This window comes from Arthrobacter sp. NPDC093125 (genome assembly GCF_044754225.1).
Taxonomy (GTDB): domain Bacteria; phylum Actinomycetota; class Actinomycetes; order Actinomycetales; family Micrococcaceae; genus Arthrobacter.
On sequence record NZ_JBIVOQ010000004.1, the window covers coordinates 150,053 to 169,641 of the forward strand.

Genomic DNA, 19,589 nt, shown 5'->3' on the forward strand with positions numbered 1-19,589 from the left:
AGTGTCAGGCCAAGGCCAGCGCCATGCCCGGATCGGCCAGGAGGGCACCGACGTCGGCCAGGAACCTCGAGCCCTGCTCGCCGTCCACCAGCCGGTGGTCGAAGGAGAGGCTCAGGGTCATGACCTGCCGGAGTGCGATCTGGTCCTGGTGCTCCCAGGGCATCTTCCGGACCGCACCCATCGCGAGGATGGCCGCTTCCCCCGGATTCAGGATGGGCGTGCCGGCGTCGATGCCGAAGACCCCTATGTTGGTGATCGAAATGGTGCCTCCGGTGAGATCGGCCGGGCTCGTCTTCCCGGCCCTCGCGGTCTCGGTCAGTTCGGTCAGTGCCGCGGAGATGTCAGCGAGCGTCATCCGGTCGGCGTCCTTGATGTTGGGCACCGTGAGGCCGCGCGGGGTGGCCGCAGCAATGCCGAGGTTGACGTAGTTGAACTGCACGACCTCCTGGTTGGCCTCGTCCCACCTGGAATTCAGGGTGGGATTACGGCGCAGGGCGATGAGGGCAGCCTTCGCCACGAGTGTGAGCGGCGTCAGCTTGAGCCCTTCAAAAGCCTTGGCGGCTTTGAGCCGGGACAGCAGTTCCATGGCCGGGGTGACGTCGACGGTGAGGAATTCCGTGACGTGGGGCGCCGTGAAGGCACTCGACACCATCGCTGCTGCCGTGAGCTTCCGGACGCCCTTGATGGGCATACGCACTTCACGCCCGCCGGCCGCCAGTTCCTGAGCCGTCGGTCCCTCGGCTGCCAGCTCGTGGGCCGCCGCGGGCAGATCCCCTCCGCCCACGAAGTTCCGGACATCGTCGCGGGTTATCAGACCGCCGGGACCGGTGCCCTTGACCTCCTCAAGGGACACCCCCAGGTCCTTCGCCAGCTTCCGGACGGGCGGGGTGGACCGGGGGCGTTCGTCCGGCGTGGTTTCGGCGGGCGCAACCAGCGGGGCGGGCGCAACCAGCGGGGACTTGGTTTCGGCAAGCTCAACCAGAGGAGCAGGCTCAGCCAGCTTGCGCGGCCTGCGCACCGGGTGGCCGGAATTCTCGACGACGGCCCCGTACCCCACGAGGTTCGGTTCACGTTTTGCGGGGGCCGCCTCAGTGTCAGCGGCGGCGGGAGGTTGCCCGCCGTCGTCGCCCTCAACTTCGAAGGAGACGATCGGCTTGCCGACCTCCACCACGGTTCCCGGCTGCTCATGCAGGGCCGTGATGACGCCGGCGAACGGGGACGGAAGTTCCACCACAGCCTTGGCGGTCTCCACCTCGGCGATGATCTGGTTCAGGCTGACCGTATCCCCGACATTCACCTTCCAGCTGACGATTTCCGACTCGGTGAGTCCTTCGCCGAGGTCGGGAAGCCGGAATTCCTTGATCATTGTGGCCGTCATCCTTCCAACCCGCTCAACGAGTTGGGCCGGCCCAGGGCGCGGTCAACGCCGTCGAGAATCCTGTCCAGACCCGGAAGGTGATGCATCTCCAGCTTTGAATACGGGTACGGCACGTCGAACCCTGTGACGCGGACGGGTGCCGCTTCCAGGTGATAGAAACAGCGTTCCGTGATGCTGGCAGCAATCTCGGCGCCGAGCCCGCCCGACTGCACCGCCTCGTGCGCAATCACGAGCCGTCCGGTCTTGCGTACTGAGGCCTCCACCGTGGCGAAATCCACCGGTGCCAGGGAGCGGAGATCGATGACTTCGACGGACATGCCCTCGTCAGCGGCAGCAAGGGCTACATCGCGGGCGGTCTTAATAAGCGGCCCGTAGGCGACCAGCGTGACGTCGCGGCCGTCGGCCACCACCCTGGCCTTCTCAAAGGACAGCGCTGCGGCGGGATCGATGGACTCGTCCACTTCGCCCTTGTCGTGGTAGCGGCGCTTGGGCTCGAAGAACAGCACGGGATCATCGCATGCGATCGCCTGCTGGATCATGGTGTGCGCATCCTGGGGACTGGATGGGCTGATGATCCGCAGGCCCGGGGTGTGCGCGAAGTACGCCTCGGGAGATTCAGAGTGGAATTCCGGGGATCCGATGCCTCCGCCGAACGGGATGCGGATGGTGATGGGCATCTTGACCGCACCCTTTGTGCGGTAATGCATCTTGGCAACCTGGCACACGATCTGGTCGAACGCGGGGTACACGAATCCGTCGAACTGGATCTCCACCACCGGACGGTAGCCGCGGTAGGCAAGTCCCACTGCCGTGCCCACGATGCCGGACTCAGCCAGCGGCGTGTCGACCACGCGGTGCTTGCCGAAATCCTTCTGCAGCCCGTCTGTCACCCGGAACACACCGCCGAGGGTTCCGATGTCCTCACCCATGAGGACCACCTTGGGATCGTTCTCAAGGGATTTGCGAAGCCCTGAGTTTATTGCCCGGGCAAAGGTCATCTGGGTCATCAGCGTGCACCTTCTTCAGAAGCGGCTCCTGCGGGATCGCCGAAGGAGTCCAGATAGCGGGAGTAGTGGTCCTGCTGGCGGTCCAGCCAGGAATGCGGCGTGCTGTAGACGTGCTTGAAGACGTCCAGCGGTTCCGGGTCGGGCATGGTGGTGCAGCCGGTGCGCATCTCACGGGCCACGGCGTCCGCCTTTTGCTGTATAGCTGTTTCGAGCTCCTGGGTGAACAGACCCTTGCGCTCCAGCAGGGCCTTGACCCGGCGGATGGGGTCCTTCTGTGCCCAGTCCTCTAGTTCATTGGGGTCCCGGTAGCGGGTGGGATCGTCCGCCGTCGTATGCGGGCCCATGCGATAGGTGACGGCCTCGATGAAGGTGGGACCGCCTCCGCGGCGTGCCCGGTCCAGGGCGACCCGGGTGGCTGCCATTACGGCGAGGACGTCATTGCCGTCCACGCGCATGCTGGGGATGCCAAAGCCCACCGGGCGGTCCGCGATCTGGACGTGGGACTGCAGCCGGACGGGCTCGGAAATGGCCCAGTGGTTGTTCTGGCAAAAGAACACCAGGGGCACCTGGAAGCTGGCCGCAAAGACCATGGCCTCGTTGACATCGCCCTCGCTGGTTGCACCGTCGCCGAAGTAGGTAATGGCCACGGAATCCGCGCCGTCGTTCTGGATGCCCATGGCGTAGCCGGTAGCGTGCAGCGTCTGGGAGCCAATGATGATCTGGGGAGTCGACATGTTGACTGTGTAGGGGTCCCATCCCCCGGACGCATTCCCGCGCCAGACGCGGAGGATGTCCGTCAGCTTCACTCCGCGGCAGTAAGCAACCCCGTTCTCGCGGTAGCTCGAGAAGACAAAATCATCATCCCGGAGAGCCCTGACTGAACCGATCTGCGCCGCTTCCTGCCCCAGCATCGGCGGCCAGAGTCCAAGCTCACCCTGCCGCTGCAAGGCAGTGGCCTCGGTATCGATACGCCGGGTGACCACCAGGTCCTCATACAGGGAGCACAGCTGCTCGTCTGAGATGTCCTGCACCCAGGGGTCGTACTCGGGATGGCTGACGCGTTCCCCTGCGGGAGTGATCAGCTGAACCAGGTTCTGGCCGGTCCCGCCCTGATGTCCTGCACTGTTGCCCGGGCCGCCGGCGGTTGTACCGCCCTGGCCCACCTCGTCTGTCACCACAGTTGTGCAACCTTCTGACGTCGTGTCACCGTGCGGCGGAAGGACTCGTGATCCCGCCCCGCGCGGCCTTCCGGGCGCCGTTGCTCCGGATAATTGTGACCATACTCACAACACCCAGGGGGTACAACCACCGCTGGAAAAACTGAGCACAATGCACTCTTTCACGCCCCTGGACCGTGCTAGCCTTGCGCATTATGCGAGCTTTGGATGGCACAGACACCCGGCTGCTCTCAGCCCTGGCGCAGGACCCGCGGCAGACAGTTGTGGCACTGGCCCAAAAGCTGGGACTCTCCAGGAACACCGTCCAGGCCCGGATGGCGCAGCTGGAAAAGAAGCACGCCTTCCTCTCCTTCGAGCGCCGCATCAATCCAGTTTCCTTGGGTTACCCGCTCATGGCCTTCATCTCTGTCCACGTCCAGCAGCAGAAACTCGGCAGCCTGGCGGAAGACCTGGCCAGCGTGCCGGAAATTCTGGAGGGCTACGGGCTGACGGGTTCGGCCGACCTTTTGTTACGGGTGGTGGCGCTCGACGCCGAGGATCTGTTCCGCATCAACGGAAAGATCCTCGCGTGCGACGGCGTGGAGCGAACCGACACGGCGCTCGCCATGGGAGAGCTGATTCCGTTCCGGATCCGGCCGCTCCTGGACCGCGGCTCAGCCGCGGAATAACGACGGCTAACGCTATAGGCTAATGCCACGGAAAGTGGCCATGGCCACGGAAGCGACGGGGCGCCGATGGTGTGCCCGGCAACGAGGTGCGCCTTGCCAGGGCCGCCGGAAAGGCCCGCCTTGAGCAACACCCAGGACCCCGGGTACGAAGCGCACGCCCCGCTGCGGCCGCGCCGCCGCAGGTCTTCCCTCCCGCCGTCGCCATTTGGCCTGCCCGGGCAGCCACCCGCCAAAAGCCGCAAGGGGCTGTGGATTGTGCTGGGGATCGTAGGCGGCGTCCTGCTCCTGGTCGCAGTGGGCGTCCCTCTCCTGATGGGCCTCGTGGGCGGGCAAACGCGCCAGGCGTCCGATCTCGCGGACAGTTTCACCAGACTCGTCATTGCCGGCGACACGGACCAGGCATACGACGAATACCTCGATCCGGCACTGAAAGAACAGCTGCCGCGGGAAGACTTCGCTTCGGGCATCGAGAGCCTTAACCTCGATTCCTCCTGCTCCACGGCGTTTGACGATCTCAAGGTCAGTGAGGACAGCGGCTCCAGCATTGCCGATGTGGCGGGCGTGATCCAGTGCGACGGGAAGGACGTCGAGATGGTGTACCGGTTTGCGGGGACGGAGGACCTGAAGATGGTCACCATCCGGCTGAAACCAAAAGTTTGAACTTCTTCCCATCCGCAGGCGCAGGTGGTCCGAATTGCTTCCGAGAGTCCCGACCGGGGCTCCGCAGTCCGGCCGGGATGAGTGTCCCGGCCCTACCGGAAGGATTCGGGCCATGCGCAACTCACCGAACCGCCTCGTCGCCACCGTCTTCGGCGCCGTCTATCTGCTCGTCGGGCTTGTCGGATTCGCCGTAACGTCAGGCGTGGGCTTCTTCGCCACCGAAGGCGCCAACCTCATTATCTTCGAAGTCAACCCCCTCCATAACGTCATCCACCTGGCCATCGGCGCCGCATTGCTCTACGCCGGGCTCAAGAACGTGCAGACTGCCCGCACCGTCAACGCCGGCGTTGGCGCCGTTTACCTCCTGGTGGGCATCCTGGGCCTCTTCCTGCTCAGCTCGCCGCTGAACATCATCGCCCTGAACGGCGCGGACAACGTCCTGCACCTCGCGAGCGCCGTGCTGCTGCTGGGCGTGGGCCTCTCCGTCGAGAAGTCCCCGGTCGCCGCACGCGCCTAACTGGGTAGATGTTGCGTAGTCAGAGGAGGCAGGCAGTGATGCAGCAGAGCACTCAGGAAAGCAATGCAGTGGCCGTGGTCCGGCTGGTGGCCGGCTTCGCAGGATTTGGGGCGGCGTCAGTCTCGCTCGCCATTTCATCCAGCCTGTTCACCGCTGCAGCTGCCGGCCGTTCCCTGCTGCTGGTCCCGGCGATCGCCGCGGCCCTGTGGGGAACGGCCCTTCTCGGCTGGACCGTGGCGGCGCTGCGCAGGGGCGGATTTCCCTGGCCGAGGCTGTCGTCGGCGTTGCTGCTGACGGCAGCGGCCCTCCACCTGCTGTCCCTGCTGAGTGGTGGCGGTACCGACCTGGCAGGCTTGAACATCAGCCACCTGGCCGCGCTGCTGCTCACGCTGGCCGTTGTCGCTGCGCAAGCCTGGTTACAGCGGCAAGCTTGGCTAAAGCGCCAGGCTTGGCTGCAGCAGGACAGTGTCCGTGGCGCGGCTGGCGGTGCGTCCGGCCGCACCGGCGCGGGACGGCTGCTTCTGGGAGCTTTCGCGGGAGCCGTTGCCGTCGCAGCCATTACGACGCCGGGACTCGCCGCTTCCACGGCAGGACAGTTCGCGGTGCCGCACGGCAGCCATCTCGACGGCGGCCATTCGGACGGCGGCGGTGCCGGGCACCACGGTCCCTGAACCGGACTGCAAAGCCGGGCAGCAAGAAGCCCCTGCACGCTCCAGCCTGGAGTGACTCCAGTTTGGAGTGACTTCAGCTCGGAGGGAGCAGGGGCTTCTGCCGTGCCGGCAAACAGCGGCGGCGGTTAGTGTTCGACGGCCTTCTCAGCCCCGACACCGGTGAGTGAGCGGACTTCCATCTCCGCCTGCTTGACGGTGTCCTCCTTCTGCTTGTCCAGAACCGTACCCAGCCATCCGAGGAAGAACGCCAGCGGAATGGAGACGATGCCCGGGTTGCTCAGGGGGAAGATGGCGAAGTTGGCTCCCTGGATCATCGATGTCACCGCACCCGAGACCACTGGCGAGAACACGATCAGCAGGATGGCCGACGCCAGGCCCCCGTACATGCTCCAGATCGCGCCCTGGGTGGTGAACCTCCGCCAGAACAGCGAGTAGATGATCGTGGGCAGGTTGGCCGAGGCAGCGACGGCGAACGCGAGAGCCACGAGGAAAGCCACGTTCTGTCCGTTGGCCAGGATGCCGCCGAGGATCGCCAGGACGCCGATGACCACAACCGTCCGCCGGGCCACCTTGACCTCGGTGTCGGCGTCGGCCTTGCCCTTGGAGATGACGCTGGCGTAGATGTCGTGTGCGAAGGAGGCCGCGGCGGTGATGGTGAGTCCGGCCACCACGGCGAGGATCGTGGCGAAGGCCACCGCGGAGATGAAGCCCAGCAGCAGCGGTCCGCCCAGGTAGAAGGCCAGCAGCGGAGCGGCCGAGTTGACGCCGCCCGGGGCCGCCTTGATGGTGTCCGCACCCACGAGGGCAGCGGCGCCGTAGCCGAGGACCAGGGTGAAGATGTAGAACAGCCCGATCAGCCAGATGGACCACACCACGGATTTGCGGGCCTCCTTGGCGGTGGGCACGGTGTAGAAGCGCATGAGAACGTGCGGCAGGGCGGCCGTGCCGAGCACCAGGGCCAGGCCGAGTGACATGAAGTCCAGCTTCGAGGTTTCCGTCTTGCCGTACTGCAGCCCCGGGTTCAGCACAGCCGGGTTGTTCGCCGTGTCCACCGCGGCACCGAGCAGACTGGAGAGGTTGAAGCCGTAGATGGCCAGGACCCAGAGCGTCATGACGGCGGCGCCGGCGATCAGCAGGATGGCCTTGATGATCTGCACCCAGGTGGTGCCCTTCATGCCGCCGATCAGGACGTACATGATCATCAGCGCGCCGACGACGATGATGACGAGCGCCTGGCCGCCCCAGTCACTGATGCCGAGCAGCAGGGAGATCAGGCTGCCGGCGCCGGCCATCTGTGCCAGCAGGTAGAAGAAGCAGACGGCAAGGGTGGAGATGGCGGCGGCGATGCGGACCGGGCGCTGCTTGAGGCGGAAGGACAGAACGTCCGCCATGGTGAACTTGCCGGTGTTCCGAAGCAGTTCGGCCACGAGCAGGAGCGCCACGAGCCAGGCGACGAGGAACCCGATGGAGTACATGAAGCCGTCGTAGCCGTTGATGGCGATGGCCCCGGTGATGCCAAGGAATGAAGCAGCGGACAGGTAATCGCCGGCGATGGCGGTGCCGTTCTGTGAGCCGGTAAAGGACCGGCCGGCCGCGTAGTAGTCAGCGGCCGTCTTGTTGTTCCGGCTTGCCCGCAGGACGATCACCATGGTGACCGCGACGAACAGGCCGAAGATGCCCATGTTGAGGAGGGTTGTGTCCTTGAGTGCGGCGACGTCCACCGCTGTTGGAATGTTGATCATTTCGCTGCTCCGCCCGTTGCGCTGCCGGACGCTCCCGCGCCGGTCCTGTCGAATTCGTGCCCTTCAATGCCGTGGCGGATCTCTGCAGCAATGGGGTCCAGGCGCCTGTTGGAGTAGCTGACGTACCAGCCCGTGATGGCGAAGGTGGTCACGAACTGCAGCAGCCCCATGAGGATGCCGATGTTGATGTTGCCCCACACCTTGGTGGACATGAAGTCCACCGCGTAAGCCGCCAGGATGACGTACGCGAAGTACCAGAGCAGGAAGGCGATGGCCATGGGAAATACGAAACTGCGGTGGCGCTTGCGCAGTTCCTTGAACTGCTGTGTGGCTTGGACTTCTTCGAAGTCCGCGGACGCCGCGACGTCCGGGGTGCGGGCATCATTACCCATCGTTCCTCCTCGTTGAGACTGATCTCCCACACCGGCCGCGCATTCCACCGCCAGTGTGACTCCCATCACTGTGCTCTGTCCGCGGGTCCCGTTCCAGTGTTTTCGGTCCCGCGGTCGCTTAGCGGTTGTGATGCTGCGATAAACGGCAGGCTACGCTGGTCAGCATGCCGGATTCCCCTCTGTATTCCGCTGCGGCCATAGCGCTCATCGCCCTGGCGATTGCCGTCGTCGTCGGCGTTGGACTCAAAGTGCTCAAGTCCTTCCGTGAGCTGGGCACCGATGCAGAACGCGCCACCTACAACACACTGCACGCGGCTTCCAAGGCGGGCCAGCACCTGCGGACCGGACTGAACCCTGCCGGTGCCGCGAAGGCAAGCCGCCAGCTGCGGGGGCTGCTGGGATGCGATGCGCTGGCCATCACCGACGTTTCGGGGGTGCTGGCGTGGGATGGCGCGGCTGAGGAGCTAAAACCCCGGCTGATGGACCTGGCGGCCGACGTGCTTGCGGGCGGGCGGACCCAGGTGATTGATGCGGGACAGATCCCTGCCCTTGGCGCGGGACGTGTCGCCTCCGCCGTGATTGCGCCGATCCGGGCAGGCTCCCGGGTGGTGGGGGTGGTGGCTGCTTTCGCGCCCTCCGCCGGCGCCGGCCTGGTCCGGGCCACGAGTGAAGTGGCGGACTGGGTGGCGGCGCAGGTGGAGCTCGCCGAACTTGACGCGTCGCGGACGCTCCTGATGGAGGCGGAGGTGCGCGCGCTGCGGGCGCAGATCAGTCCGCACTTTATCTACAACTCCCTGAACGCCATCGCCTCCTTCATCAATACGGACCCCGCCAGGGCGCGTGAGCTCGTGGTGGAGTTCGCGGACTTCACGCGCTATTCGTTCCGGCGCCACGGGGACTTCACCACGCTGGCCGAGGAATTGCGGTGCATCGACCGGTACCTCCTGCTGGAACGGGCCCGCTTTGGCGAACGGGTGCAGGTAAGCCTCCGGATCGCGCCGGAGGTGCTGAGCACCGTCATTCCGTTCCTGAGCCTGCAGCCGCTCGTGGAAAACGCCGTACGGCACGGCCTGGAAGCGAAGGAAGGACCGGGGCACATCACCATCGCTGCCAACGATTCGGGCGCCTTCGCGGAAGTCACCATCGAGGACGACGGCGTGGGCATGGATCCAGTGCAGCTCCAGTCCGTGCTGGCCGGGCACACGGACGGGGACCATGTGGGCCTGCGGAACGTGGATGCGCGCCTGCGCCAGGTTTATGGTGACGACCACGGCCTCGTGATTGAGACGGCCCCCGGGGAAGGGACGCTGATCACCATGCGGGTCCCGAAGTCACAGCCGGGCCATGACGCTTGACGCTCGCCGTGTACGGGTGCGTCTGCTGCCGGGTACGCCGCTGCGCGGGTGAGCCCTGCCCGGAGGTTAACCTTGAACCATGATTAACGTCCTCGTCGCGGACGACGAGCTGCCCGCCATCGAAGAACTCGCCTTTTTGCTGGGCAAGGATGAGCGCATCGGCACCATACACCGGGCTTCTTCAGGCAATGAAGCGCTGCGCGCGCTGGAGACCGAAGCGGTGGATGCCGTGTTCCTTGATATCCACATGCCCGCTGTCTCAGGCCTGGATATCGCACGGGTGATCTCCCGCAGCAGCCGCCCGCCCGCCGTCGTGTTTGTCACCGCGGACGAGGACTGCGCCCTCGAGGCGTTCGAACTGGCAGCCGTGGATTACCTCCTGAAGCCGGTACGCGCTGAGCGGCTGGCACGCTCCGTGGGACGGATCAGCGAACTGATCCGCGACGGCGGCAATGCGCCCGAGATGATCACCGTGGACCAGGGCGGCACCACCAGGATGATCAGGCGCGACGACGTCACCTACGTCCAGGCGCAGGGTGACTACGCCCGGCTCCACACAGCCGACGCCAGCTACCTGATCCGCGTTCCCCTGGCCGACCTCGAACAGCAGTGGGCGGACGCAGGCTTCATCCGCGTCCACCGTTCGTACCTGGTTGCCCTGTCACACGTCACGCACCTGAAACTGGGCGCAGCCCGGCCCAGCGTCATGGTGGAAGCTGCCGAACTGCCGATCAGCCGCCGTCATCTTCCGTCAGTGCGGGAGAAGCTCGAAGCCACCCGGATCAGGCCGCAGGCATGACGCGGGTGAGAGTGACAGCCCCCCGCTCCGTTGCTCGCCCCGCCGTCGAATTCCGCGGGACGGCAGAGGAATCAGCCATGGGCCAGGTCTTCGTCCGGTCGCTGATCCGCTCCCAGCTCAGGCTGGCCCTGGTGGTGGCGGGAGGATTCGTGCTGATAGTGGGTGCCTTTCCGCTCCTGCTGGCGGCGTTTCCGGGACTGGCGGAGTCGACGGTGGCCGGCATCCCCTTTGACTGGCTGCTGCTCGGTGCCGGGATCTACCCGGTGACAGGGATCAGCGCCTGGTTGTACATCCGAAGCGCCGCCCGGAACGAGGCCCGCTACCGGGATCTTGCCCGTGACCTGGGCGGGGACCGGTGACGGGACTGTGAACCCTGCAGTAGGAATCACCGCCTTTGCCGCCGTCACCGTGGCCACGGCTGTCATCGGCTTCTACGGACTCAGGATCTCCCGCACCACCGGCGACTTCTACGTGGCCTCCCGCACTGTTCCGCCCTGGTGGAACGCCTCGGCGATCGGCGGCGAGTACCTCTCCGCCGCGAGCTTCCTGGGCGTGGCCGGGCTCATCCTGCTTTCGGGCACCGATGCACTCTGGTTCCCCGTGGGCTACACGGCCGGCTACCTGATGCTCCTGCTGTTCGTGGCCGCCCCGCTCCGGCGCTCGGGGGCCTACACCATCCCGGACTTCACCGAAGCGCGGCTCGATTCCCGCGCCGCGCGCCTGGTCACCAGCCTCGCAGTGGTGATCGTGGGCTGGCTCTATATCGTGCCCCAGCTCCACGGCGCCGCGCTCACCATCCGGACGACGACGGGCCTGCCCTCGTGGGTGGGCTCCACCGCCGTCGTGGTGGTGGTAGTCCTGACGGTGGTGGCCGGCGGGATGCGCTCCATCACCTTCGTGCAGGCCTTCCAGTACTGGCTCAAGCTCACCGCGCTGGCCGTGCCACTGGTCTTCATCCTCCTGGTCCTCAACGACAACGGCGCCCCGGCTGTGGCCGCCGCGGCCGCGAACCCCACCGGCCAGGCGCCCGCGGGGCCGTACCAGAACATCTCGCTGCTGGTCGCCCTGCTGTTCGGAACGCTCGGGCTGCCCCACGTGCTGGTCCGCTTCTACACCAACCCGGACGGGCAGTCAGCCCGCAGGACCACGCTGATCGTGCTCGGCCTGCTCTCGGTCTTTTACCTCTTCCCCACCGCTTACGGGCTCGTGGGGCGGATGTTTGCGCCCGGCCTTGCCCAGGCCGGCCAGGCCGATGCACTGGTCCTGCTGCTGCCGGGACGGCTCATCGGCGGACCGGCCGGGGAACTGCTGTCCGCCTTCGTGGTGGCGGGCGCCTTTGCCGCTTTCCTCTCGACGACGTCCGGTCTTATCGTCTCTCTGGCCGGCGTCATCAGCCAGGATTTGCTCGGCGGCAGCGTGCGCGGATTCCGGCTCGCCGCGCTGGTTTCCGCTGCTGTTCCGCTGGCGGTGGCGTTCATGACGGACACACTGGCGCTGGCGGGCAGCGTGGGACTGGTGTTCGCGTTCACGGCGTCCACCATCTGTCCTGTGCTGCTGCTGGGCATCTGGTGGCGGGGGCTTACCGACGCCGGCGCTATCGCCGGCATGGTGACCGGCGGCCTGCTCTGCGGCGGGGCGATGGTGGCGGGGGCTGCGCTCGGTGCCGGCACACCCGTCTGGCTGGCGCAGCCCGCGGCGTGGACCGTGCCGGCGGCCTTCGCGGTTATGGTGCTCACGTCCCGCGCCACCAAATCGCGGATTCCGCGCACCATCACGAAGGTTATGACGCGGCTCCATACTCCGGAGAGGCCACTGGCCACGGGGCGGTGAGGCGGCTTTGCCGGAACCGTGCTTTCCGCTGAGCCCGGCTCAGTCGATGGCTGCCATGAGTTCGACGACCCGGTCCAGGAACGCGTCCACCTGGGTTTCCTCGTAGCCGGCCTGGCCCACGGCCGGACGGAACACGGCCCGGCGGACGTTGTCGACGCTGAGCGGCCTATCTTCTTCGAGGTACCCGATAAGGTCGACGCACAGCCTGTCCACATCCTTGATGTTGTAGCTGCGGGTCTTTTTCTTCGCCGGGCGGCGGAAGCGCTCGCCGTCGGGCCGGTGAAGGCGGCCGCGCAGGGTGGCGGAAAGCTGCCCGATCTGGCGCAGCCACGCCTCTTCCCCCTGTGCGGCGATGAGTTCGTCCCGCTCACGGCGCGCGAAGGCATCCTCAAGGCGGTCCAGCGCGGCGTCGACGGCAGTGGCCGAGTAGCCGCCCTTGACCGGATCGAAGGACACTGCGCGGACGTCGAAGCTTTTCACGGGGTGGGCGGCAGCCTCGGGTGTCTCGAGGGTAACGCGGGCCCGCTGCAGGAACTGGTCCACCTGCTTGGCGTTGTAGCCGTATTCGGTACGGGCCACACGCTCAAAAGACCCGGCAACCTGCCGCTTGCTGTCCACTGTCACCTTGTAATCCTTCAATGCTTTTCAGCTGAGTTTCTAACCGGCATATTTCAGGGCTGCTCTCACGCGCCGGACACGAGGACGAACAGCAGGTATGCCACCGGGGAGGCGAAGACGATCGAGTCCAGCCGGTCCATTACCCCGCCGTGCCCGGGAAGGATGCTGCTCATGTCCTTGATGCCGAGCTCACGCTTGACCATGGATTCCGCGAGGTCGCCGGCCGTGGCCGCTGCCACCATCCCGACGGCGAGCACCACGCCCACCCACCACGGTTTTCCGAGCACGAACATGCAGGCCAGGACGCCGATCAGCATGGCGCCGCCGATGGACCCGGCAAAGCCCTCCCACGACTTCTTCGGACTGATCTTGGGAGCCATGGGGTGCTTGCCCAGCGACGCTCCGACCAGGTATCCGAAGGTGTCGTTGGACACCACCAGCAGGAGCAGGATGACCACCTGCCAGGCGCCCTCCGGGACGGTTCCTCCCGGCCACAGGCCAACAGGGGTCACTCCCCCCGCAACGTGCAGCGGCAGGGCGGAGAAGCTGATCAGGAAGGGCACCCAGGCAAGGGTGAAAACGCCGGCAAAGATGCTCCGTGCCGAGCCGATAGCGCTCTCGATGGACCGCCAGAGCAGCACCGCCACGCTGCTGGCCAGCATGGCGAACAGCAGGCTTTCCAGACCGCCGAAGTAGGCGGCAAAAGGCATCGCCACCGTGCCCACCATGACGGGCACAATGGGCAGGCGTGTGCCGTTGGCTTCCAGGGCCCGGAAAATTTCCCACACGCCGAACACAGCAAAGGTGGTGGTGACGGCGACGAAGCCAAGCGGGAAGAAGAGCAGTCCGCCCAACACCGCGAAGAGCATGGCAAGCCCGACGGCGATTGCCGCCGGCAGGTTGCGCCCTGCGCCGGGGGTCGGGTTGGGCTTTGCTTGCCGGCTCTGTCGGGTCCGGGATCGGGCCCGCGCTCCGGGGGCCTGCTGTGCCTGCCCCATCAGACCTCGAGCAGCTCTGCTTCCTTGCGCTTGAGCAGCTCATCGATGCCTTCGACGTGCTGCTTGGTGATGGCGTCCAGTTCCTTTTCGCCGCGGTTGCCCTCATCCTCGCCGGCTTCGCCGTCCTTGACCAGGCGGTCCAGGGTTTCCTTGGCCTTGCGGCGGATGTTGCGGATCGAGACCTTCGCCTCTTCGCCCTTGGACTTCACGATCTTCACGTATTCCTTGCGGCGCTCCTGGGTGAGCTCCGGAATGGTGACGCGGATGACGTTCCCGTCGTTGGACGGGTTGGCGCCGACTTCGGAATCGCTCAGCGCACGCTCGATATCCCGCAGCGCCGTCTTGTCGTAGGGCGTGATGAGGATGGTGCGCGCGTCGGGCACCGCAAAGGACGCAAGCTGCTGGAGGGGTGTGGGCGTACCGTAGTAGTCCACCATCACCTTGTTGTAGAGGCCTGGTGTGGCCCGGCCGGTCCGAATCGAGGCGAAGTCTTCCTTGGCTACCTCAACCGCCTTGTCCATCTTGTCCCCGGCTTCGAGCAAGGTTTCTTCGATCACGATCTCTCCTCAGCAATTGGCTCCCGGCACCCGGGGCATTTCACAATCCGGGTTCCGCCCGGTGGACGGAACCTCCTAGAAATATCCTAGCTGTAACTAGGGGGTGACCAGCGTTCCCAGCTGCTCGCCACGGATGGCCCGGGTAACGTTCCCCTCACCCTCCATGCCGAACACCACCATGGAGAGGTTGTTGTCCTTGCACATGGTCATCGCGGTCTGGTCCATGACCCGGATGTCGCGGCGGAGGGCGTCGTCGTAGCTGAGCTTTTCCAGCTTCTCGGCGGTCGGATCCTTCTTCGGATCGGCGGTGTACACGCCGTCCACGCCGCTCTTCGCCATCAGGACGACGTCCGCATGGACTTCGAGTGCGCGCTGGGCAGCAACTGTGTCGGTGGAGAAGTACGGCAGCCCGGCCCCGGCACCGAAGATGACCACGCGGTTCTTCTCCATGTGGCGGATGGCGCGGCGCGGAATGTAGGCCTCGGCCACCTGGCCCATGGTGATGGCGCTTTGCACGCGGGTTTCAACGCCGGCCTGCTCCAGGAAGTCCTGCAGGGCCAGGCAGTTCATGACTGTCCCGAGCATGCCCATGTAATCGGCGCGGGAGCGGTCCATGCCGCTTCCGGACAGTTCGGCTCCGCGGAAGAAGTTGCCGCCGCCCACCACGATGGCGACCTCGACGTCGGGAACGGCTGCGGCGATCTGCTTGGCGACGCCGCGGACGGTATCCGGATCCACGCCGAGCTTGCCGCCGCCGAAGACCTCACCGGACAGCTTCAGGAGGACCCGGCGCCTGCTCTTCTCTGACTGGACTGAAGTATTAACGGCTTCCATCGTGCCTTCCCGTTGGTGAGTTCTGAGCTAGATTATCGTGCTGGCTGGCCAAGGGCCATTGTGGCCGGCGCATGCAAAAGGGGCGGCCACCAGAGTGACCACCCCCTTGCGTGTCTGACTAGGAGCCGACGCGGAAACGCGTGAAGGCTGTTCCCTTGACGCCGGCCTCTTCGAGGACCTGGGCCACAGACTTCTTGGCATCCTTGGCGAAGGCCTGGTCAACCAGGACCTCACCCTTGTAGAAGCCGGTGACGCGGCCTTCCACGATCTTGGTCATGGCAGCTTCGGGCTTGCCCTCGGCCTTGGCGGTCTCCTCGGCGATGCGGCGCTCTGACTCGACGAGGTCAGCCGGAACGTCCTCGCGGGAGAGGTAGTTCGGGGCCATGGCAGCAATGTGGACAGCAACGTCGTGGGCTGCGGCAGCGGCAGCTTCGCCTTCGCCGTCAACAGCAAACAGGACGCCGACCTGGGCCGGGAGGTCCTTGGAGGTCTTGTGCAGGTACGCGTCGACCGTGGCACCCTCGATGCGGGAGATGCGGCGGACGACTACCTTCTCACCGAGAACGGCGCCTTCTTCAACAACAACTTCAGACAGCGGCTTGCCGTCGACGTCGGTTGCGAGGAGTGTCTCGAGGTCGGCGGCGCCGGACTCGACGGCGACGGCCAGGACCTTGTCGGCGAGTTGGATGAACTTGTCAGCCTTGGCGACGAAGTCGGTCTCGCAGTTGACCTCGATCATCACGCCGACCTTGCCGTCGACCTTGGCAGCAACCAGGCCTTCAGCGGTGGAGCGGCCTTCGCGCTTGGTGGCGCCCTTCAGACCCTTGATGCGGATGATCTCGATCGCCTTCTCGGCGTCGCCGTTGGCCTCGTCGAGAGCCTTCTTGACATCCATCATGCCGGCGCCCGTGCGCTCGCGCAGAGCCTTGATATCAGCGGCAGTGTAGTTCGCCATGTGAACCCCTCTGTCTAGAAAATTTATATGGTGTACGTACTGACAGGACGGCAGCCCACCTGGTGGGCCGCCATCCTGTCAGTTGCCCCGGCGCCTGAGAGCGCCGGGAAATCCCGATGGAGTTGTTTACTTCTCGGCGTCGGTGGCCTCGGCGTCAGCCGGGGCTTCCTCTGCGGCGGGAGCTTCGGCAGCCGGAGCTTCGGCTGCAGCAGCCTCGGCCTTGCTGCCCTCGAGGAGCTCGCGCTCCCACTCGGCCAGCGGCTCTTCCGGAGTCTCGGTGGTGCCGGTTGCACGCTGGTTGCGGGCAATCAGGCCCTCGGCAACAGCGTCAGCAACAACGCGGGTCAGCAGGTTCACGGAGCGGATGGCGTCGTCGTTGCCCGGGATCGGGAAGTCGACTTCGTCCGGGTCGCAGTTGGTGTCCAGGATGGCCACAACCGGGATGTTGAGCTTCTTGGCTTCGTCAACAGCCAGGTGCTCCTTCTTGGTGTCCACGATCCAGAGCACGGAGGGTGCCTTGGTGAGGTTGCGGATACCACCGAGGTTGGACTCAAGCTTCGTCAGCTCGCGGCGGAGGAGCAGCAGTTCCTTCTTGGTGTAAGCGGAACCGGCGACGTCGTCGAAGTCGATCTCTTCGAGTTCCTTCATGCGCTGGATACGCTTGGCAACCGTCTGGAAGTTGGTCAGCATACCGCCGAGCCAACGCTGGTTGACGTACGGCTGGCCAACGCGGGTTGCCTGCTCGGCAATTGCTTCCTGGGCCTGCTTCTTGGTGCCGACGAACAGCACGGTGCCGCCGTGGGCGACGGTGGCCTTGACGAACTCGTAGGCGCGGTCGATGTAGGACAGCGACTGCTGGAGGTCAATGATGTAGATGCCGTTGCGCTCGGTGAAGATGAAGCGCTTCATCTTCGGGTTCCAACGGCGGGTCTGGTGTCCAAAGTGGACGCCGCTGTCAAGCAGCTGGCGCATGGTTACGACGGGCATGCCGACGCTCCTTCCGGCAGGTCATTCATGAGAGCGCCCGTAGGCCGCTCTTACCCTGCCAATAGTTGACGGTTAATTAGCTTCACCCAAGCCGGGCGATGCTCCTGGCATCCATTGCGCTTCTCATCCGGACTGTTGGTCCGGACCGCAAGAGGCACAATCCTCCGCCGGGAACCTGTGGCTTCCGGTGGTGGAGGGCTGGATACGCGTAGTCAGCTGCTGCTCCCCCGCACTCCTGAATGGGGCGTGCTGACGCTACCCAAAAGAACTGGAATACGTTGAGGGCACAGCAAACTGCTCCGTCAAGTGTACTACAGCGCTCCGCCTCCCCGGCACCATAAACAGGGCCGTCACCGCCGTTGTCCACATAGGCTTTCAGGCCCGTATCCACATCCCTTCATCGCCGCAACACTGGAGCCATGAAAGCCCCCATCCTGCTCGCTGTCCTTGCGCTCGCGGCGGCAGCCGCGGCCCCTTCGGCTGGGCCATCATTCTCACCCGCGGCGGGACCACCCTCACACACGGCGGGATTCAGCGCTGCGGAACCCGCGGTTCGGGCCACCCCGGCGGCTGCCGCCCCTGCCACACGGTCCTGGGCGTGGCCCCTGGCTCCCCGGCCCGCGGTGCTGCGGCCCTTTGACCCGCCGGACAAGCCGTGGCTGAGCGGCCACCGCGGCGTGGATTTGCAGGCAGCGTCCGACGGCGGCCCGGTCACCTCCCCGGAGTCCGGCACCGTCAGCTTCGCGGGAGTCGTGGTGGACCGGCCGGTCATCACTGTGGACCACGGCAACGGCCTGCGCAGCAGTTTCGAGCCAGTGCGCAGCGGGCTCAAGACGGGCGATGCCGTCGCAAAGGGTGACGTCCTGGGCACCCTGATGACCGGCCACTGCGGAGCAACTCCCTGCGTGCACTGGGGCGTGCGCCGCGGGGAGGACTACGTGAACCCGCTGGGGTTCGTGATGGATCTGCGGCCTTCCGTCCTGCTGCCGCTGCATGAGGGGTGAGTTCAGACGATGGCGGAGATGCCGGTGATGGCGCGCCCGGCGACCAGCGTGTTCACCTCGTGGGTGCCCTCATAAGAGTAGATGGCCTCTGCATCGGCGAAGATCTTGGCCATTTCAAAGTCGGTCACTATGCCGTTCCCGCCCAGGAGGCTCCTGCCGATGGCCACGCTCTCGCGCATCCGGGCGGTGGTGAAGGCCTTGGCCAGCGCGGACTGTTCATCCCTGGCCTGCCCGGCATCCTCAAGCTGGGAAAGGCGGACCATCATCCCCAGGGAACTGACGGCGTTGCCCAGGATCTGCACCAGCTGGCTCTGCACCAGCTGGAAGGAGGCCAGCGGGCGGCCGAACTGGTGGCGCTCGACGGCGTAGCGGCGGGCGACGTCGAAGGCTGCCAGTTGCTGCCCCACGGCCTGCCAGGCGACGGCGAGCCGGGTGACCTTCAGGACCTTGTTGATGTCGCGGAAGCTGTTGGCGTTCGCGAGTTTGAAGAAGTCAGGAACTGCCACATTATCCAGGGTGATATCCGCGTTCTGGACGGTACGGAGGGAAATCTTGTTCTCGATCTTGGCGGCGCTGAAGCCGGGAAGGGTGGCGTCCACCAGGAATCCCTTGACCTGGTTGTCGGCCAAGTCCCGGGCATAAACCACCACCCAATCAGAGAACGTCGCGTTGCCGATCCAGCGCTTGGCCCCGTTCAAAATCCACCGGTCACCGTCCCGCCGTGCCGTGGTGCGGGTTCCGCCGGCGACGTCGGAGCCGCCGAGGGGTTCCGTCAGCCCAAACGCGCCGACCTTTTTCAGGGCGTAGATGTCCGGCAGCCATGCCTCCTGCTGCTCGGGCGAAGCAAGGGCTTCGATGGACCCGGTGAACAGTCCGTCGTGAACTCCCATGAAGGTGGCAATTGATGTGTCCGCGCGGGTGACCTCGGCGTGCACGATGCCGGCGAAGAGGTTGGAGTGGCCCTGGCGACGCACGGGGCTGACAAGGTCAACTTCGGCAAGCTTCGGAATCAACTCCATGGGGAATTCCCCGCGGTTCCAGCAGTCAACGGCGATCGGCCGGACCTCCCGCGCCAGGAAGGATCGGATTTCGGCCAGCCGGTCCTGCTCTTTGGCGCTCAGAAGCTGCTCAAAGGCGAAGAAGTCCCCGTCGGCGTAGGGAAGGCTGTTGATGTCGATTTCTGCTGTGGACATGGGGTTCCTTCACGGTGGGCAGCGGCCTCGGACGTATGTTACTGACCAGTAACATACCGCACTTGCCTGCAGAATCCCAGTTGCTTGGCATTCCCAGTTGAGCCAGGAAACAGAAGAGCCGCGGGGGGGGGGGGGGGGGGGGGGCGGGGGGGGGGGTGGGGGGGGTTGGGGGGGGGGGGGGGGGGGGGGGGGGGGGCGCCGCCCGCCGGCCCGCGCCCCCCCCCCGCCCCCCGCCCCGGCCCGGGG

Annotated in this window: 21 protein-coding genes; 9 read left to right on the plus strand and 12 right to left on the minus strand. The window is 65.7% G+C overall.

Annotated features, from left to right (window positions below; all coding sequences use genetic code 11):
- Window positions 1–4: 4 nt before the first annotated feature.
- Genes ACIP9X_RS10350 through pdhA form a run of 3 tightly spaced genes read right to left on the minus strand, consistent with a single transcriptional unit; the run spans window position 5 to window position 3,563 of the window.
- Window positions 5–1,378: a dihydrolipoamide acetyltransferase family protein gene (locus ACIP9X_RS10350; RefSeq protein WP_400479647.1), complete on the minus strand. Its 1,374-nt coding sequence runs from the start codon at window positions 1,376–1,378 to the stop codon at window positions 5–7.
- Window positions 1,375–2,385 (minus strand): alpha-ketoacid dehydrogenase subunit beta, encoded by a 1,011-nt coding sequence (locus tag ACIP9X_RS10355; RefSeq protein ID WP_400479648.1) that lies wholly within the window; start codon window positions 2,383–2,385, stop codon window positions 1,375–1,377. The genes ACIP9X_RS10350 and ACIP9X_RS10355 overlap by 4 nt, the downstream gene beginning before the upstream one ends.
- Window positions 2,385–3,563, minus strand: a complete 1,179-nt coding sequence (pdhA, locus tag ACIP9X_RS10360) for a pyruvate dehydrogenase (acetyl-transferring) E1 component subunit alpha (protein ID WP_400479649.1) — start codon at window positions 3,561–3,563, stop codon at window positions 2,385–2,387. The genes ACIP9X_RS10355 and pdhA overlap by 1 nt, the downstream gene beginning before the upstream one ends.
- A 194-nt stretch (window positions 3,564–3,757) precedes the next feature.
- Between pdhA and ACIP9X_RS10365 the strand changes: the two genes are divergently transcribed.
- From ACIP9X_RS10365 to ACIP9X_RS10380, 4 genes are all read left to right on the plus strand, one after another.
- A complete protein-coding gene (locus ACIP9X_RS10365; protein ID WP_400479650.1) occupies window positions 3,758–4,231 on the plus strand; it encodes an Lrp/AsnC family transcriptional regulator in 474 nt (157 codons plus the stop codon).
- A 120-nt stretch (window positions 4,232–4,351) separates the two neighbouring features.
- Window positions 4,352–4,891 (plus strand): hypothetical protein, encoded by a 540-nt coding sequence (locus ACIP9X_RS10370; protein ID WP_400479651.1) that lies wholly within the window; start codon window positions 4,352–4,354, stop codon window positions 4,889–4,891.
- Between the two features lie 112 nt (window positions 4,892–5,003).
- Window positions 5,004–5,408: a DUF4383 domain-containing protein gene (locus ACIP9X_RS10375; protein ID WP_400479652.1), complete on the plus strand. Its 405-nt coding sequence runs from the start codon at window positions 5,004–5,006 to the stop codon at window positions 5,406–5,408.
- A 38-nt stretch (window positions 5,409–5,446) separates the two neighbouring features.
- The gene (locus ACIP9X_RS10380; protein ID WP_400479653.1) at window positions 5,447–6,079 is read left to right on the plus strand and encodes a hypothetical protein; all 633 of its coding nucleotides are present in this window, start codon (window positions 5,447–5,449) and stop codon (window positions 6,077–6,079) included.
- 125 nt (window positions 6,080–6,204) lie between these two features.
- On the opposite strand, the gene ACIP9X_RS10385 is transcribed toward ACIP9X_RS10380, so the two are convergent.
- Entirely contained in the window at window positions 6,205–7,821 is a 1,617-nt protein-coding gene (locus ACIP9X_RS10385; protein ID WP_400479654.1) for a cation acetate symporter, read from the minus strand.
- Window positions 7,818–8,213 carry a DUF485 domain-containing protein gene (locus ACIP9X_RS10390; RefSeq protein ID WP_400479655.1) on the minus strand — a complete coding sequence of 132 codons (396 nt, stop codon included), beginning with the start codon at window positions 8,211–8,213 and terminating at the stop codon, window positions 7,818–7,820. Before ACIP9X_RS10390 ends, ACIP9X_RS10385 begins: the two co-directional genes overlap by 4 nt.
- A 164-nt stretch (window positions 8,214–8,377) precedes the next feature.
- Between ACIP9X_RS10390 and ACIP9X_RS10395 the strand changes: the two genes are divergently transcribed.
- The 4 genes from ACIP9X_RS10395 (at window position 8,378) to ACIP9X_RS10410 (ending at window position 12,197) form a co-directional block, all read left to right on the plus strand.
- Window positions 8,378–9,568, plus strand: coding sequence for a sensor histidine kinase (locus ACIP9X_RS10395; protein ID WP_400479656.1), 1,191 nt, complete (start codon window positions 8,378–8,380; stop codon window positions 9,566–9,568).
- Window positions 9,569–9,647: 79 nt separating this feature from the next.
- On the plus strand, window positions 9,648–10,367 hold the full coding sequence (locus tag ACIP9X_RS10400; RefSeq protein ID WP_400479657.1) for a LytR/AlgR family response regulator transcription factor: 720 nt from the start codon (window positions 9,648–9,650) through the stop codon (window positions 10,365–10,367).
- The gene (locus tag ACIP9X_RS10405) at window positions 10,364–10,726 is read left to right on the plus strand and encodes a hypothetical protein (protein WP_400479658.1); all 363 of its coding nucleotides are present in this window, start codon (window positions 10,364–10,366) and stop codon (window positions 10,724–10,726) included. The genes ACIP9X_RS10400 and ACIP9X_RS10405 overlap by 4 nt, the downstream gene beginning before the upstream one ends.
- A gap of 7 nt (window positions 10,727–10,733) precedes the next feature.
- Complete coding sequence (locus ACIP9X_RS10410) at window positions 10,734–12,197, plus strand: cation acetate symporter (protein WP_400479879.1); 1,464 nt, start codon at window positions 10,734–10,736, stop codon at window positions 12,195–12,197.
- Between the two features lie 39 nt (window positions 12,198–12,236).
- Here ACIP9X_RS10410 and ACIP9X_RS10415 read toward each other — a convergent pair whose 3' ends face one another.
- From ACIP9X_RS10415 to rpsB, 6 genes are all read right to left on the minus strand, one after another.
- The gene (locus ACIP9X_RS10415; RefSeq protein WP_400479659.1) at window positions 12,237–12,821 is read right to left on the minus strand and encodes a DivIVA domain-containing protein; all 585 of its coding nucleotides are present in this window, start codon (window positions 12,819–12,821) and stop codon (window positions 12,237–12,239) included.
- Between the two features lie 59 nt (window positions 12,822–12,880).
- Window positions 12,881–13,813 carry a phosphatidate cytidylyltransferase gene (locus ACIP9X_RS10420; protein ID WP_400479660.1) on the minus strand — a complete coding sequence of 311 codons (933 nt, stop codon included), beginning with the start codon at window positions 13,811–13,813 and terminating at the stop codon, window positions 12,881–12,883.
- On the minus strand, window positions 13,813–14,370 hold the full coding sequence (gene frr, locus ACIP9X_RS10425; protein WP_400479661.1) for a ribosome recycling factor: 558 nt from the start codon (window positions 14,368–14,370) through the stop codon (window positions 13,813–13,815). Before frr ends, ACIP9X_RS10420 begins: the two co-directional genes overlap by 1 nt.
- Before the next feature lie 96 nt (window positions 14,371–14,466).
- Window positions 14,467–15,204, minus strand: coding sequence for a UMP kinase (gene pyrH / locus ACIP9X_RS10430; RefSeq protein WP_400479662.1), 738 nt, complete (start codon window positions 15,202–15,204; stop codon window positions 14,467–14,469).
- 118 nt (window positions 15,205–15,322) lie between these two features.
- Window positions 15,323–16,159: a translation elongation factor Ts gene (gene tsf, locus ACIP9X_RS10435; RefSeq protein WP_400479663.1), complete on the minus strand. Its 837-nt coding sequence runs from the start codon at window positions 16,157–16,159 to the stop codon at window positions 15,323–15,325.
- Window positions 16,160–16,285: 126 nt separating this feature from the next.
- Window positions 16,286–17,146 (minus strand): 30S ribosomal protein S2, encoded by an 861-nt coding sequence (rpsB, locus tag ACIP9X_RS10440; protein WP_400479664.1) that lies wholly within the window; start codon window positions 17,144–17,146, stop codon window positions 16,286–16,288.
- Between the two features lie 419 nt (window positions 17,147–17,565).
- Here rpsB and ACIP9X_RS10445 point away from each other — a divergent pair, with 419 nt between their 5' ends.
- Entirely contained in the window at window positions 17,566–18,150 is a 585-nt protein-coding gene (locus tag ACIP9X_RS10445; RefSeq protein ID WP_400479665.1) for a M23 family metallopeptidase, read from the plus strand.
- Between the two features lie 2 nt (window positions 18,151–18,152).
- Here the strand turns inward: ACIP9X_RS10445 and ACIP9X_RS10450 are convergent, their stop codons facing one another.
- Entirely contained in the window at window positions 18,153–19,343 is a 1,191-nt protein-coding gene (locus ACIP9X_RS10450) for an acyl-CoA dehydrogenase family protein (protein ID WP_400479666.1), read from the minus strand.
- Between the last annotated feature and the right edge of the window lie 246 nt (window positions 19,344–19,589).